This is a genomic window from Altericroceibacterium xinjiangense, from assembly GCF_003958635.1.
Lineage (GTDB): Bacteria > Pseudomonadota > Alphaproteobacteria > Sphingomonadales > Sphingomonadaceae > Altericroceibacterium_A > Altericroceibacterium_A xinjiangense.
Genome location: NZ_RSEK01000003.1, coordinates 21315 through 35999, shown reverse-complemented (window position 1 = coordinate 35999; position 14685 = coordinate 21315). Strand labels below are relative to the sequence as shown.

At 63.7% G+C, this 14685-nt stretch carries 12 protein-coding genes; 8 read left to right on the top strand and 4 right to left on the bottom strand.

Features of this window, described 5'->3' with window-relative positions:
- Positions 1 to 8 precede the first annotated feature (8 nt).
- Positions 9 to 404 (bottom strand): succinate dehydrogenase, cytochrome b556 subunit, encoded by a 396-nt coding sequence (gene sdhC / locus ELY13_RS04095; protein ID WP_126172629.1) that lies wholly within the window; start codon positions 402 to 404, stop codon positions 9 to 11.
- Positions 405 to 557: 153 nt separating this feature from the next.
- On the opposite strand from sdhC, the gene ELY13_RS04090 reads away from it, so the two are divergent.
- The 5 genes from ELY13_RS04090 to ELY13_RS15535 all read left to right on the top strand — a co-directional run bounded on the left by ELY13_RS04090 (position 558) and on the right by ELY13_RS15535 (position 4971).
- Entirely contained in the window at positions 558 to 1268 is a 711-nt protein-coding gene (locus ELY13_RS04090; RefSeq protein WP_126172628.1) for an SDR family NAD(P)-dependent oxidoreductase, read from the top strand.
- The gene (bla, locus tag ELY13_RS04085; protein WP_126172627.1) at positions 1258 to 2175 is read left to right on the top strand and encodes a subclass B3 metallo-beta-lactamase; all 918 of its coding nucleotides are present in this window, start codon (positions 1258 to 1260) and stop codon (positions 2173 to 2175) included. The genes ELY13_RS04090 and bla overlap by 11 nt, the downstream gene beginning before the upstream one ends.
- Positions 2168 to 3076 (top strand): 50S ribosomal protein L11 methyltransferase, encoded by a 909-nt coding sequence (locus ELY13_RS04080; protein ID WP_241233538.1) that lies wholly within the window; start codon positions 2168 to 2170, stop codon positions 3074 to 3076. Before bla ends, ELY13_RS04080 begins: the two co-directional genes overlap by 8 nt.
- Entirely contained in the window at positions 3037 to 3753 is a 717-nt protein-coding gene (locus ELY13_RS04075; RefSeq protein ID WP_241233537.1) for a DUF2459 domain-containing protein, read from the top strand. Before ELY13_RS04080 ends, ELY13_RS04075 begins: the two co-directional genes overlap by 40 nt.
- A 324-nt stretch (positions 3754 to 4077) precedes the next feature.
- Complete coding sequence (locus tag ELY13_RS15535; RefSeq protein WP_126172625.1) at positions 4078 to 4971, top strand: outer membrane protein; 894 nt, start codon at positions 4078 to 4080, stop codon at positions 4969 to 4971.
- Between the two features lie 67 nt (positions 4972 to 5038).
- On the opposite strand, the gene ligA is transcribed toward ELY13_RS15535, so the two are convergent.
- Positions 5039 to 7108, bottom strand: coding sequence for an NAD-dependent DNA ligase LigA (gene ligA, locus ELY13_RS04065; RefSeq protein WP_126172624.1), 2070 nt, complete (start codon positions 7106 to 7108; stop codon positions 5039 to 5041).
- Between the two features lie 174 nt (positions 7109 to 7282).
- Here ligA and ELY13_RS04060 point away from each other — a divergent pair, with 174 nt between their 5' ends.
- Positions 7283 to 7834, top strand: a complete 552-nt coding sequence (locus ELY13_RS04060; RefSeq protein WP_126172623.1) for a hypothetical protein — start codon at positions 7283 to 7285, stop codon at positions 7832 to 7834.
- Positions 7835 to 7861: 27 nt separating this feature from the next.
- Here ELY13_RS04060 and ELY13_RS04055 read toward each other — a convergent pair whose 3' ends face one another.
- Complete coding sequence (locus ELY13_RS04055) at positions 7862 to 9220, bottom strand: MarR family transcriptional regulator (protein WP_126172622.1); 1359 nt, start codon at positions 9218 to 9220, stop codon at positions 7862 to 7864.
- Between the two features lie 742 nt (positions 9221 to 9962).
- Here ELY13_RS04055 and ELY13_RS04050 point away from each other — a divergent pair.
- Both ELY13_RS04050 and ELY13_RS04045 read left to right on the top strand, forming a co-directional pair.
- The gene (locus ELY13_RS04050) at positions 9963 to 13088 is read left to right on the top strand and encodes a TonB-dependent receptor plug domain-containing protein (protein ID WP_206435976.1); all 3126 of its coding nucleotides are present in this window, start codon (positions 9963 to 9965) and stop codon (positions 13086 to 13088) included.
- Between the two features lie 138 nt (positions 13089 to 13226).
- Entirely contained in the window at positions 13227 to 14213 is a 987-nt protein-coding gene (locus ELY13_RS04045) for a zinc-dependent alcohol dehydrogenase family protein (protein WP_126172620.1), read from the top strand.
- Between the two features lie 64 nt (positions 14214 to 14277).
- Here ELY13_RS04045 and ELY13_RS04040 read toward each other — a convergent pair whose 3' ends face one another.
- A complete protein-coding gene (locus ELY13_RS04040; RefSeq protein ID WP_126172619.1) occupies positions 14278 to 14673 on the bottom strand; it encodes a hypothetical protein in 396 nt (131 codons plus the stop codon).
- Between the last annotated feature and the right edge of the window lie 12 nt (positions 14674 to 14685).

Sequence of the window (14685 nt, the reverse complement as noted above, 5' to 3'; positions counted from 1 at the left end):
AACAATTCCTAAAACAGAAAAACCGCGAGCCAGAAGATCACGGTCAGCACAATTCCGCCCACGATGCTGACGATCGAGCCGATCTTGTTCCGGTCGATCTCGTAGTTCGCGCCGATGTCGAGCACGAGGTGCCGAATTCCGGAACACAAGTGGGTAAAAAGTGCCCAGCTGAGCCCGATCAGCACGATGTACCCGATGATGGACGTCGCCGCCGCCAGGAAGACGGCGTAGCTTTCCGGCCCGGACGCCAGCGCGCCGAGCCACCAGAGCAGGATCGGCAGGCCCACGAAGACCAGGCCTTGCCCGGTGATCCGGTGGAGAATCGAGACCACCATGTGGGGGCCCCAGCGCCAGTGCAGCCTGGCTCCTTCGAACAGATGCGGTGAAATCGGGCGTTCGGCCATGGATGCTTCCCGAGTGAATGCGAAATGTGCCCCTCCCTTAGCGATTGTGGAATGCGAGGCAAGCGGAGCGACGCGGTGCGCGATGCCGACGTTCTTGCACAGGCAGCCGGACAGGGCTTGGATGACCGCCCTTCCCGCACTACGAACCGGGTCATGACCACCATTCTTCTTACCGGATCGAGCCGCGGCATCGGCAAGGCAACCGCTGAAGCGCTGCGCAACCGCGGCGTGACCGTGATCGGTCACGCAACCCGCAGCACCGACGACCACACGATTGCCGCAGACTTGACCGATCCCAAAGCGCCGCGCAGGCTGTGGGACGAAGCCCTGGAACGCGCCGGCGGGCGCATTGACGTGCTGATCAGCAACGCCGGCGTGTTCGAATCGAATCCGCTCGATGCCTCCGACACAGACTGGATGGACCAGTGGGAGCGGACCTTGGGGATCAACCTGACGGCTTCCGCGCAGCTTTCCCGCCATGCCGTGCTCCACTGGCTGGACAAGGGACAGGAAGGGCGGATCGTCCATGTCGCCAGCCGGGCCGGTCACCGCGGCGATTCGCCTGCGCACTGGCACTATGCCGCGTCCAAGGGCGGGATGCTGGCCCTGCACAAGACCATCGCGCGCGCCTATGCCGGAAAGGGCATCCTCAGCTTCGCGATCACGCCCGGATTCACCGAAACGTCGATGGCCGGGGACTATCTCGCCAGTCGGGGCGGACCCGGCCTGCTGGCCGACATCCCGCTTGGTCGCGTGGCCAATCCCGAAGAGATTGCCGCTGTCGCCGCGTTCTGCGCACTTGATGCTCCGCCTAGCCTGACCGGGGCCACGCTGGATGCCAACGGGGCGAGCTATGTCCGCTAGCCTGGACCGGGCGGCTTGGGCGCTAGTCCTGCTGAGCGGTTTCCCGGCTGCCCCGGCCCAGTCGCAAACCCCGCCCCCGTCCGCTCCCGCGGATCAGGCGCATTGGACCGACCGCTGTGCGGATTGGGACGAATGGGACAAGCCGGGGCCACCGTTCCGGATCCACGGCAATTCCTACTACGTCGGCACCTGCGGGATCGCCGCCGTCCTCATCACCGGGGACAGCCTTGCCGATGCAGGCCATGTCCTCATTGACGGCGGAACCGCGAAAGACGCCGATCTCATCGCCCGGAACGTCGAAGCGCTCGGGCTTCGGATGTCGGACGTAAAGCTCCTGCTCCACAGCCATGAGCACTTCGACCATGTCGGCGGCCTTGCCGAACTGCAGCGCCGCAGCGGAGCGCGCTTGCTGGCCTCTCCAAAGGCGGCGCCTGTTCTGACGAGCGGCATCGCCGCGCCGGACGATCCGCAATTTGGAACGCTCGACAGTTTCCCCCCCGCCCGGGTGGACGGAGAAGTGAAGGATGGCGAGGTGGTCCGGCTGGGCGACCTGGCGCTGATGGCGACAACCACTCCCGGTCATTCGCCCGGCGCACTAAGCTGGCAGTGGAAATCCTGCGCAGGAGGCGATTGCCGCACGATAGTTTATGCGGACAGTCTCTCCCCGATCAGCAACGACGCATACCGCTTCGGCGACCATCCTGCTTATCTCGCGGCTTATCGCGTGGGCCTCGACAAGGTCGCACAGTTCGACTGTCAAATCCTGCTGACACCGCACCCCACCGCAAGCGGAATGCGCGAGCGTCTGCTCAAGGGCAGTCTGGACGACCCAGCGGCCTGCCGCGCCTATGCCGATGGTATCCGGAAACGGCTGGACGACCGTCTGGCGGAGGAAGCCCGTGGCTAACTGGAAGATCAGCGCGTTCGGCCCCAAGGTCGTGATCCGGGCCGCACTGCTCGCACATGAAGGAGCCGAGGACTGGGACTGGGACATCGTCCTGACCGGCAGCGAAGTGGCCGAGGATCGGCCCGATGACTGGGTGTTGCAGGCTTATCTTCCCCGGAAACCGACCAGAGGGGACAAGGCGGCGATCACCGCCTTGTTCGAGGATGAAGTGCCTGAGTTCCAGATCCAGCAGCTGCCCGATGCTGATTGGGTAAGCGAAAGCCAGAAAGGCGTGGACCCGATCCGCGCCGGCAAGTTTTTCGTCCACACGCCGGAGTTTTCGCCAAGCGCGGAGCCGGGCATCACCAGCTTCACCATTCCGGCCTCCCAGGCGTTCGGCACCGGCCAGCACGCGACGACCGCCGGATGCCTGCGGATGTTGACCGCGATGCGACGGCGGGGCCTCGCGCCGCGGGTGGTCGCGGATATCGGCACCGGTACCGGGCTGCTGGCTTTCGCTGCGCTCGACCTCTGGCCCAGGGCGATAGCCACCGCCAGCGACATCGATGCGGTTTGTGTCGGGGTGGTTGAGGACAACGCGGAACAGAACGGAATACCGCTTGGATCGGGTCCAGGCGCGCTGACGATGGTCGTTGCCGACGGGATGGATGACCCGCTGCTGCAGGCGCGGGGCCCTTATGACTTGCTGATCGCCAACATCCTTGCCGGCCCGCTGGTGGAGCTTGCCCCCGCTTTCGCCCGGGCCGTCCCTTCCGGGGGAAGCCTGCTGCTCGCCGGATTGCTGGAAACGCAGGAGCAAGCCGTTCGCCGGGCCTATCGCCGAGAAGGTTTCCGCCTCGCCGCGCGGCTGGTGAACGGTGATTGGTCGATTTTGTGGCTGCGCAGACGATCCGGAAGATAGCCCTCGCCGCCCGAGCCGTCGCGCTGGGAGTGGTGCTGGCGCTTGCGGTGTTCGTGCTGGCCGGGTGGGCCGGGTCTTCGATTCCGCGCAATTCCGGGTGGCAGGAGGCGGATGACGGCATCCAGATCCTGGTCGAGACGAACGGCGTTCACACCGCGCTGATCCTGCCGCTGGTGACGCCGGAAAAGGACTGGCGCACCACGTTCCCGGCAGCCGACATCGCCGCAGCGCATTACCCCTACACCCATGTGTCGGTCAGCTGGGGAGAGCGCGAAGTGTTCCTCAACACGCGCACTTGGGCCGACTTGTCGCCCATGACGGTCCTGCGGGTGATCGGAGCGGGCGGCCGCGGGTTGCTGCACATCGGGCATTACATTCGTCCCGCCCCGTCCGAACATGCTCGCCCGCTGACACTGACCCGCGCGGAATACCGCGAGCTGGTTTCGGCAATTGAGGGATCGATCCCGCCAAAGCCGCTGCGCTCCTACCCCGGGTACGGAGCGCAGGACGTGTTCTACGATGCCCCGGGCCGCTACACGGCAGCCAACACATGCAACCAGTGGACCAGCAACATGCTGGCCGAAGCAGGGGTGGAAATCGGCTGGTGGACGCCTTTCGCCGGCGGCGTCATGAAATGGGTCCCCGCTCCCGGTGAGGCTCCGCGCATTCAGGAGTGACACCGGCGCGACCGGGAGCCAGAGGAGCATCGGCCCGTTCGGGCAACGACACACCCGGTCATGATGGTCCGGGCCGCCTCCTCCAGCACGTGAACAGCAGGGGCCCTTCTTTCGCCAAGAACGCGGGCGGGGATCACCGAACGGGACCGATGGCTCGCTGTGACACTTGTGCAACAGATCATAAGACTTGCAGCAGGAGAGGAACACCTGAGCGGGTGCACTGTTTTTCGACGTGAGAGACCGCGGCCGGAATCAAACGGCCCCGCGATCTCCCGGAGGCCGTTTGGGGCCTCCGCATGAGGAAAAGGAATCAGGGAACTCCCTATGCGCAAAGCAATCATTGGACTCGCGCTCGTCTCGACGGCTCTGGCAACGCCAGCGCTCGCTCGTGACGGCAGCATGTACGCGGGAATCGAAGGCGGCGTCGTCTTCGGTTCCGATGTCGAACTCGATGTCGATGTCGATGGCAACGACGTTATCGATGACCAGGATCGTAATCTCGTAACATTCGACACGGATCGCGGCTGGGAAGCCGACGCCATTCTCGGATACGACTTCGGTGCGTTCCGGCTTGAAGGTGAAGCCGGATACAAGCGCGTCGGCCTCAACAACGTGATGGCCAATTCCACCACGCTCGATCTCGATCCGACCACGGCTGCGATCGACAGCGGGTACGATCTTGACGGTGACATGAACGTCAAGAGCCTGATGCTCAACGGCTTGATTGATCTGGGCCCGGATACCGGTCCTCAGTTCTTCGCCGGCGGTGGTGCCGGTTACGCCTGGGCCGATCTGGACGGAGACGCGGAAGGTGGACCCGCTCCGCTGGTCGACGATTCCGATGGCGGTTTTGCCTGGCAGCTGATCGCTGGCGTTCGCGCCCCGGTGACCCCCAACGTCGACGTCGGGCTGAAGTACAAGTACTTCCGGGTCGATGATCTGGATATGTCCAGCCCGTACGACGATCGGTTCGAGACCGAGTTCCAGTCTCATTCCGTTCTGGCGAGCCTGATGTTCAACTTCGGCGGTCGCGCGCCGGTGGCTTACCCGGTCGTTGCGGCTCCGCCGCCGCCCCCGCCGCCGCCGCCCCCGCCGCCTCCCCCGCAGACGAAGACCTGCCCGAACGGCGTCGTCGTGGCGATGAACGCGAACTGCCCGCTTCCGCCGCCGCCGCCGCCGCCGCCGCCGCCGCCCACTCCTCGCGGTGAGCGCGGATAAGCCAGCCCAGGCGCAAGAACGAGAAGGGCGGTGCGGATCATCCGCGCCGCCCTTTTCGCATCTTTAGCTATCCTGCCGTCCTGACGATTTCCGCCCACGCAGCTTCGTCGATCACCTCGATCCCGAGATCGGCCGCTTTCTTGAGCTTGGACCCAGCGCCGGGGCCGGCCACTACAAGGTCCGTCTTCGCGCTGACCGCCCCGGCCGTCTTGGCGCCAAGCGCTTCGGCCTGGGCCTTGGCTTCGTCTCGGCTCATCGTTTCCAGCTTGCCGGTGAAGACAACGGTCTTGCCGGTAACCGGACTGCTCCGCGTCTCGACCTGATAGTGGGGCGGATCGAGTTCGCCGAGCAAGTCATCCCACGCCTGCAGGTTGTGCTCCTCGTGGAAGAAATCCCCCAGGGCCTCCACCACTACCGGACCGATCCCTTCGATGGATGTCAGTTCCCCTGCCGCGTCTTCGTCTCCACCACGCGCCTTTTCCGCCGCTTTCCGCAAAGCAGGCAGCGTGTGGAAGTGCTTCATCAGATCGCGCGCGGTAACCGCGCCGACATGGCGAATGCCGAGGCCGAACAGCAGGCGCGCAGCATCCGGCCTGCGGCGCGCCTCAATGGAAGCCAACAGGTTATCCACAGACTTGTCCTGCCACCCCTCAAGCGCGACGATATCCTTGCGCCGGCCCTTCAAGCGGAAAATGTCAGCAGGCCCTTCCAGCCAGCCTGATGTCAGGAACTGCTGGATCGTCTTCTCACCCAGCCCTTCGATATCCAGAGCGCCGCGACTGACGAAGTGCTTCAGCCGCTCCATTCGTTGCGCGGGGCAGATCAGCCCGCCAGTGCAGCGGATGTCCACTTCGCCTTCTGCGGCCACGGCCTCGCTGCCGCAATCCGGGCAGTGGATCGGGAATTTGTACGGCTCCCGGCTTTCGTCGCGCGTGAGGTTCTCTACTACTTGCGGGATCACGTCGCCCGCGCGCTGGATGCGCACGCGATCCCCTTCCCGCAGCCCCAACCGGGCAATTTCATCCCGGTTGTGCAGAGTGACATTGGTGACGGTCACGCCGCCGACCAGCACCGGCGTCAGTCGCCCCACCGGCGTCAGCTTGCCGGTGCGCCCAACCTGGATCGCAATACCTTCCAGCGTGGTCTCAGCCTTTTCGGCAGGGAACTTGTGCGCCATCGCCCAGCGCGGCGCCTTCGCCACGAAGCCGAGCCTCTGCTGCCAGTCCAGCCGGTCGACCTTGTAGACCACGCCATCGATTTCGTGCGGCAAGGACGCGCGCCGGTCGGCGATGCCACGGTAGTGGTCCAGCATTTCAGGAACCGAGCGGCACAGCTTCAGCCCGGGGGAAAGGGCAAAGCCCCATTCCGCGATCCGCTGCATCATCTCGAACTGGCCTTCGGCAGGCACCTCGCTCACCGCGCCCCATCCGTGGGCGAAAAACCGCAGGGGCCGCTGAGCGGTTACGGCGGCATCCTTTTGCCGGAGCGATCCAGCCGCGGCGTTGCGCGGGTTGGCGAACGGCCGCTCATCCTTCTCTTCCTGCGCGGCGTTGAGCGAGAGGAAAGCCTGTTTTTCCATGTACACCTCGCCGCGCACTTCAAACAGCGCGGGCACCGCGCCTTTAAGCTGCGGCGGAATGTCCGGGATACAGGCTACGTTCGCAGTAACATTCTCCCCCACTTGCCCATCACCGCGCGTTGCCGCGAGCACCAGTGCACCGTTTTCGTAGCGGAGCGAGCAGGATAGCCCGTCGATCTTCTCCTCGGCAGTGAAGGCGACTGGCTCGTCATCCGGAAGATTGAGGAACCGGCGCACACGGGCGACGAACTCGCCCACTTCCTCCGGCGTGAACGCGTTATCGAGGCTCATCATCCGGACCTCGTGCCGAACTTTCGAAAGGGGGGAGGCGGAGACTTCGTGGCCCACCGCGCGGGATGGGCTGTCAGGGCGAACCAGATGCGGAAAAGCGGCCTCCAGTTCGGCATTGCGCCGCACAAGCGCGTCGTATTCCGCGTCTGATATCTCTGGCGCGTCGTCCGCGTGATAAAGCCGGTTGTGCCGGGCGATGGACCGCGCCAGCCGCATCAGCTCGTTGGCGGCTTCGGCTTCCGTGATGCCTTGGGGATTCGCGCTCATCCCTGATGCGCTATTGCGAAATGAAGTGCGTGAACAGATCGGATCCGCCTGCCCTGTTTTGCCGCCGGGATCGATAAACTCGCCTGCGGCGGTGTTCCGCCTCGCGGCCTTGTGCATTCTTCTTGCACGACCCGCGGGTTCCCGCCACTGTCGGGCGGACGAGAGGAGATCTTCATGAGTGCGTATCGCGCTGCGATCCTGCTGACCGGAGCCGCCTGCCTGGCGCCGCTTGCCCCGGCTGCCGCCCAGATTCCGGACCAGGTCGTGGTCAACATCCTGCGCGAATGCGCCAAGATCGGTGACCCATCGGCCCGGCTCGCCTGTTACGACAACAACATCCGTCCGGGTGCGTCGTCAGGTAATCCGGCCGGGTTCGGACTTCGCGAAACTCCGCGCGGAGTTCCCGCGACGCCTGCCCCCGCTGCACCCGCCCAGGCAAGGACTGAAGGGTTCGGCGCGGACAGCATGCGCACGCCGGAGCGTTTTACCGGCAACGGTCAGGCGAAGGAACTGACCGCGCGCGTCGTGTCCGCGCAAATGCGCCAGCCGGGTATGTATCTCGTAACGCTCGAGGACGGCGCGCAGTGGATGTTCACGGAGTCCGTGCCGAACTACTATCGGCCGCCCAGCAGGGGAGACACGGTGGAGATCGAGCGCGGCGCGCTGGGCGGTTATCTTTTCCGTTACGGAAACCAGGAGGCTGCCCGCATTCAGCGCGTCAAGTAACGCACAACCGCTGGCGGCCTCACGCTTTCAGGAATCGCGTTCCAGCACATCGAACGCCCGCTCGCGTTCCATCTGAACGACGGTGTTGCGGCGAATCTTCTCGAACGTGGCGAGAAAGCCGGAAAGCCGGTCAGAAGGGAGCGGCGCCATGAGAAAGGCGCTGCGTTTGCGGCTCGTCTCCCGAATGATCTCGAACAGCCGCTGGCCTTCATCGGTGGGCGTGAACCGCCCGTGGCGCCGACCCGGCTTGCCCTCGCGCGTGATCAGGCTTCGATCCGTGAGCATGGTGACCGTGCGTCCCGCCTGGCTGTGATCCCGCTCCAGCGCGGCGACCAGCTTGGGCCACTCGGTCGGCGGATTCTTGGAAATCTCCGTCAGTACCCACGCTTCGAAGTTCGAAAGGCCGGTCAGCCGCTTGTAGGCCAGCGCGGCGCTGCGCATGAAATATGAGCTGAGGGTCATCAGCGGCGATAGGATTCTCGACCGATCAATGATGACCGGGTCGCCGGACTTGCGTTCCTGCAAGGCCCCCATGCCGATCAGCTCGGCTTCGCTCCGCCCCTGCGAATGGGCGAGTTCACGTTCCTGCTCATAAAGCATTACCGCCCGGTCGAGCAGGATCTCGATGATCGAAAAGAACTCCGACAACTCCCGGTCATTGATGTCGAAAGTGAGCTCCCGGTTGCGCAATTCGGCAAGCCGCAGGAGCCGGTCCGCCAGACTTTCGCCTTTCCGCGTCAGTGTAATCGGAGCCCGGATCTGCGACCGCTCAACCATCTTGAGTTCCAGCAGGCGCTTTACGGAGCGGCTGACCTGCGCCTTGTCCACGCCCACGGCACTCGAAAGCCCGGCGGGGACGAGCGGGCCCCGGTTGCGCAGCAGAAACAGTATTCGCCGGTCGAGTTCCACCAGGTCGAACTCGCGGGCGTAGGACAGTTCCGCGCTCTCGCGCGCCTTGTGCAGCACCTGCCACAATTCGCTCTGGAAAATCTGCGGTGCGAGCGCCGGCTCTACCTGCTGCTCGTTCTGCCGCGTGGCCGCGGATTGGGCCAGCCCGTCCAGGATGAGATCAAGGCGCGAGATGAATTCCGCCGGCGGCTCCTCGCTTGCGCTCCCATTTGCCACTGCTTGAGCAGCGGCCCCTATGGTATAAGAATCGAGGATTTCCTTCGCCTCACCCGATAACGAACCGGGCAGAACCTTTCCCGCCGGCCAGGCGTCGCCGCCCGGCGGCAGGGCCGTTTCCCCCCGCTTGATCCGGGCAACTGCATGTAGCCAGACTTGCCGCGCGTGATCGTGCACCGTGTTTCGCCAGCCCGGTGATCCTGTCGCGGGGTCCGCGCGCTCCCCAGAAGGGGGCAGCATCGAGGCTGCCTGGTTTTTCATTCCCGTTCATCCTCGCCGCTTCTGCAGCCAAGCTGTTGTCCGCCGCCGCCAAGCCTTATTGGTGTAACAGATTGTCGGGACTTGCCTACCCGCTTGCGCACAATCCGCCCCGGCGCGAGGCCGCGGTCGCGAAATGAATAGCCCTGCAAGCAATTTCACGTGAGCGGTGCATTTTTACCACAGGGCGAGAAGCCACCTTCCTGCAACACTCCCTGCGCGGCTGAAAAACCGCGGCGTTTCAAAAGTCCAGAATTTTTTGACTGTATTCGCCAAACAAACAAGACGCGGATTCCGGCGTTGTTCAGGCACCCGCAACGTGCCTACCGCCGCTTCTGACAGCACTGTCCTCTAGACACTGTCAACGAGCAGCCATATGACGCCATGTCTAAGGGAAAACCGCGACTCAACAGCGGCCCGGCAAGGGAGGGATGGAAATGGGTTCTGCGCAAGGCTGCGCTTTCGGCTCCAAACGGTGCAGCAACCTGCATCGCCCCGTGCTACTCAAATCCTTTCACGAAGTCCGTCGCGCATCGCGGCTCCGGCTGGCTTTGTAGCGCCTTGTCATACCCGTCGCTTACGGGTCCTGAACTTAACAGAAACTGAAAAAAGACGGCAGCATCAGCAGTCGTCAGCAAACCAAAGGGAGTTTGAAGTGAGGAGTTTGCAAATCACGAGGACGGGGGTCGTCAAGGCTCTCCTGCTGGCCGGAAGCGCCAGCGCCGTTGCAATCGCCAGCCCTGCCATGGCTCAGGAGCGCGGTACCGCCCTTCCCTCCCCGGGACAGATCACGCCGGACGTCGACCGGGAAGTCGGCGCAGACGTTCTCGACAACAACAGCGGCGAAGTCCTTAACCCGACTCTCCCGCCGGCGCCCGAACAGCAGGGCATCTCGCAGATCGTCGTCACCGGTTCGCGTATTGCCCGGCCCGACTATCAGGCGACCAGCCCGATCGTTTCGGTCGACCAGGCCCTGTTCGAACAGTCCAGCACGGCCGCTCTGGAGCAGAACCTCAACAAGCTTCCCCAGTTCGTTCCGGCGCAGACGCCGACGGCTGGTGCAGACATCCAGCCCACGGCGACCAACACGCCGGGTGCGGCCACGATCTCGCTGCGCGGCATTGGCGCGAACCGTAACCTCGTCCTGCTCGAGGGTCGCCGGTCGACCCCGAGCAACGCGTCTGGCGTTACCGACATCAACACGATCCCGGCCGCGGCGATTGAGCGGGTCGAAGTGATCACCGGCGGCGCCTCGGCGACCTACGGCGCGGACGCCGTTGCCGGCGTCACGAACTTCATTCTGAAGAAGAACTTCGAAGGGCTTGAGCTTGACGGCCAGATGGGCGTCACTGCGCGGGGCGACGGGTTCGAGTATCAGATTTCCGGCATCATGGGCACCGACTTCGATGACGGGCGCGGGAATGTCAGCCTTGCTCTGTCGATGAACGATCGCGGTGCGAACATGCAACGCAACCGCCCCTGGTTCCGGGATCTGTGGCAAGATCCGCTCACGGATTCCGGTGCGCAGTTCTTCATCAATAATCCGGGCATTAACTTCGGTTTCGCCAACCTGCCGGACTTCTCGACGGTGTTCCCTGGCGCCAATCCGGAGATTCCGCCAGGGACGGTGGTATTCACCAATACCGATGGCAGTGCATTCACCCAGTCGTTCCAGGCGCGTGGCGGGGTTCCCAATTTCAATGGCCCCCTCGGCACCGAGTACAAGGTTACCGCTGCCGGAGACCTTGTGCAGAACAACACGGATCTGTTCCTGATCCTGCCGCTGACCCGCTACAACGCCTTTGCGCGCGGTAACTACGAGATCAACGACTGGATCGGCGTGTTTGGACAGGCTCTCTTCAGCCATGTCGAAACCTTCACCCGGAACGAGCCGGGTCCCGTCTTCGCGGGCTGGGGCGCAATCATCGATCCGCAGGGGCTCGATCAGGACCAGCTTCCTGACGATCTTTGGACGCTGCTCAACAGCCGCGAGAATCCGGACGCGCCGTTTACACTTCAGACGCTGCTGCCCGAAAATCGCGAGACCTCTACCGACGTGATGACGTACAACATCACCACCGGTCTGCAGGGCAGTGTTCCCAGCCTCGACTGGACCTGGGAAGCCTTCGTCAACCATGGCGTGTCGTCAACCTACGCGGTGCAGACGGGAATCTACTCGCTCCAGCGCCTCCGTGCGGTCTTGACTGCACCGAACTTCGGTCGCGGGTTCTCGGCACAGGGCAATGCCGCCTTCGGTGGCTTCGGCGCATCATCAGCGACGTGCACCTCGGGTCTGAATTTCTTCATTCCGCCAGAGGGTGGGTTCTCGGAAGACTGCCTTGAGGCAGTTCGGGCCGACCTGCAAAATCGTTCCGAATTCCGGCAGACAATCGCCGAAGCGAACGTCCAGGGTGGATTGTTCGAGCTGCCGGGCGGTGAGCTCCGCTTTGCAGCGGGCGCCAGCTACCGCGAGAACGACTTTGAATTCCAGAACGATACACTGACGACGCAGGGCCGTTCCTTCAACGACCAGGCTCTCGGCATCTATCCGAGCGGTAATTCTGACGGCTACTATGACGTCAAGGAAGTCTACGGCGAGCTGCTCATTCCGATCGTCCGGGATCTCCCGTTTGCCCGGGACCTGAGCCTCGAGATCGGCGGCCGTATCTCCGACTACAGCACCACCGGGACCCAATACACCTACAAGATCCTGGGGGACTGGGCGCTTAATGATTGGCTGCGGGTCCGTGGCGGCTACAACCGTGCACAGCGCGCGCCGAACATCGGCGAATTGTTCCTGGCGCCGCAGCAGACGTTCGGCATCAACACCGCCGGGGATCCCTGCTCCCTGGCGAACCCGCTGAGCTTCTCGGCCAATCGAATCAATGCGACTGGCGCGCAGGTTGAGGCGGTTTGCCGCATTCTGATGGAGCAGTCGGGCAATCCGGATGCCGACCGCGAGTTCTACGCCGGAAGCGCATCGCAGGATCCGAGCACGTTCGGCTTTGCATTCCCGACCCTGGTCGGTAACCAGAACCTTGTGCCGGAAACTGCCGATACCTGGACTGCGGGCGTGGTCGTAAGCTCGCCGTTCACTGCAGGCCTGCTGTCGCGGTTCCAGCTTTCCGTCGACTGGTACAGCATCAACGTGAAGGACGCGATCGGTGCCCAGACCGTCGCTACCGCTCTTCAGCAGTGCTTCGACGTAGGCCTTAACCCGCTCATCGCGACGGATCCGGTCGCGGCGGCGAACTCCGAGTTCTGCCAGAACGTTCCGCGGGTTCAGACTGGCGGTCTCGGAAACGTGCTCACCACTTACGTGAACAACAACCGGTTCGAGGTTTCCGGTATCGACGCACAGCTTGACTGGGCGGCGGATGTTGGTCCGGGTACTCTCAACGTGAACGCACTGGTCAACTACCAACTGCACTTCCGGTCCGCCGGCCTGCCGGTCCTGCCGCTGGTCGACTACACCGGGACCTTCGGCACCACCGAAGGCGGTCTGAGCCAGGGCGTCTATGAGTACCGGGTCTTCACCACGGTCGGGTATGGCATAGGCCGGTCGCGGATTGCCCTTCAGTGGCAGCACCTGCCCTCGGTGGAGGACTCGTCAGAAGCACAGTTCGGGTCGACCCCGACGACCGGTGCACCGGCGTACAACCTGTTCCACCTGAACGGCAGCTACGGTGTTACCGAAGATGTGACTGTTCGCTTCGGTGTCGAAAACCTGTTCGACAAGGCACCGCCGCGGACCAATATCAACCCGACCGCCAATCTCGCGCTCGGCCAGCTGCCCGGGGGTGAGTTCAACAACACCTTCTACGACGTCAACGGCCGTCGCTTCTACCTGGGTGCGAACGTCAAGTTCTAGTCCCTGCGGCGAGAGCCGACGCCTTCGGGGCCTCTCCTTCGGGAGGGGCCCCTTTTCTTTGTGCGGCGGCCCCGGAACGGTCTGGACAAAGTCATTCTGGCCGATCACTCTTACCCTCTGACAAGGAGAGATGCGGGAATGGTCAAAGTCGTACGTTTTCATGAGACCGGCGGCCCCGATGCATTGCGCTTTGAAGATATGGACATCGGCAGCCCGGGTCCCAGCGAAGTGCGGATCAAGGTCGAGGCTGTGGGCCTCAACCGGGCGGAAGCGATGTACCGGGCCGGCAACTACCCGGTGCGCCCGCAGCTCCCCAGCCTGATCGGGTATGAAGGCGTCGGCACGATCCTGGCCCTTGGCCGCGACGTGCAGGGGTTCGCGCTGGGTGACAGGGTCTGCGTGCTGCCCATGATCTCCCAGGGCGAATACGGCATCTGGGCAGAAGAAGCGATTGTGCCCGCCCGCATCCTCCTGCCCGCCCCGCCGGGGCTTACACCGGCGGAAGCGGCATCGATCTGGATGCAGTACATGACGGCTTTTGCCTTGATCGAAGTGGCGGACATCGGGATTGGGGATGGCGTGATCATCCGCGCCGCGTCCTCCAGCGTCGGGATCGCCGCGATCCAGCTGGCAAACTGGGCGGGAGCCATTCCCATTGCCGCCACCCGCACCAGCGCCAAGGCCGATGCCTTGTTGGAACAGGGCGCCGCGCATGTGATTGCGACGGAGGAGGAAGACCTTGCGGAGCGAGTGATGGCGATCACCGGCGGCACGGGCGCACGCGCCGCGTTCGATCCGGTTGGCGGCCCTTACGTCGAAACCCTCGCCGCCGCCCTCGCCCCGCGTGGAATCCTGTTCATCTACGGAGGATTGAGCGGACAACCCACACCGTATCCCCACTGGCAGTGCGCGTTCAAGGGGTTGTCGATGCGGGGCTGGGTAGCCAGCGAGATCTGGAACCACCCGCACCGCTACAAGAACGCGCAAGACAAGATCCTTGCCGGATTGGCAGGCGGACACCTGAAGCCGGTGATCGCGAAGATATTCCCGTTCGATTCAATCGTGGAAGCAAACCGCTATCTCGAATCGAACCAGCAAGTCGGCAAGGTCGTCGTTACGATGTGACCGCCGGGCGAAGCCGCTATCGATCAGGCAACTCGGCTATGTCGGAGTGCGGGCATCGCGCCCCTTACGGTTTCGAATAGCCGAGCGCGCGGATTTCCAGCTGGCCGGTGGAAGGATCGATCGGGAAATAAAGCCCGCCCTTCCGCTCCGACTTGCCAGGAACGTAGGACAAGTTGGTGTGGCTGACGATGGGTTCGTCGGCCACGCCTTTCAGCGCCCCCTCGATCTCCACCGATGCCGCCGTGGCCACCGTGATGTTCCGGGCCACGAATTCTACCCTGTACCCCGACCCTGCCGCTTCGACCTCGCTCACGTGTACGGTGATGACGGGGCCAGGATTCCCTGATTGGCGAATATCCTGCCACACGATCAGCCCGACCAGGGACAGCGTGAGGAAGGAGCCGACGATTCCGGCAATCCATTCGAGCGACGATGACTTCTTGCGCTTTTCTTCACCCACGACCTGTTCCTG

Coding starts and splice junctions, on each gene's coding strand:
- ELY13_RS04050 (WP_206435976.1), top strand. CDS start 9,963: ATGGCTCAGGAGCGCGGTACCGCCCTTCCCTCCCCGGGACAGATCACG.
- sdhC (WP_126172629.1), bottom strand. CDS start 404: ATGGCCGAACGCCCGATTTCACCGCATCTGTTCGAAGGAGCCAGGCTG.
- bla (WP_126172627.1), top strand. CDS start 1,258: ATGTCCGCTAGCCTGGACCGGGCGGCTTGGGCGCTAGTCCTGCTGAGC.
- ELY13_RS04055 (WP_126172622.1), bottom strand. CDS start 9,220: ATGAAAAACCAGGCAGCCTCGATGCTGCCCCCTTCTGGGGAGCGCGCG.
- ELY13_RS04060 (WP_126172623.1), top strand. CDS start 7,283: ATGAGTGCGTATCGCGCTGCGATCCTGCTGACCGGAGCCGCCTGCCTG.
- ELY13_RS04045 (WP_126172620.1), top strand. CDS start 13,227: ATGGTCAAAGTCGTACGTTTTCATGAGACCGGCGGCCCCGATGCATTG.
- ELY13_RS15535 (WP_126172625.1), top strand. CDS start 4,078: ATGCGCAAAGCAATCATTGGACTCGCGCTCGTCTCGACGGCTCTGGCA.
- ligA (WP_126172624.1), bottom strand. CDS start 7,108: ATGAGCGCGAATCCCCAAGGCATCACGGAAGCCGAAGCCGCCAACGAG.
- ELY13_RS04090 (WP_126172628.1), top strand. CDS start 558: ATGACCACCATTCTTCTTACCGGATCGAGCCGCGGCATCGGCAAGGCA.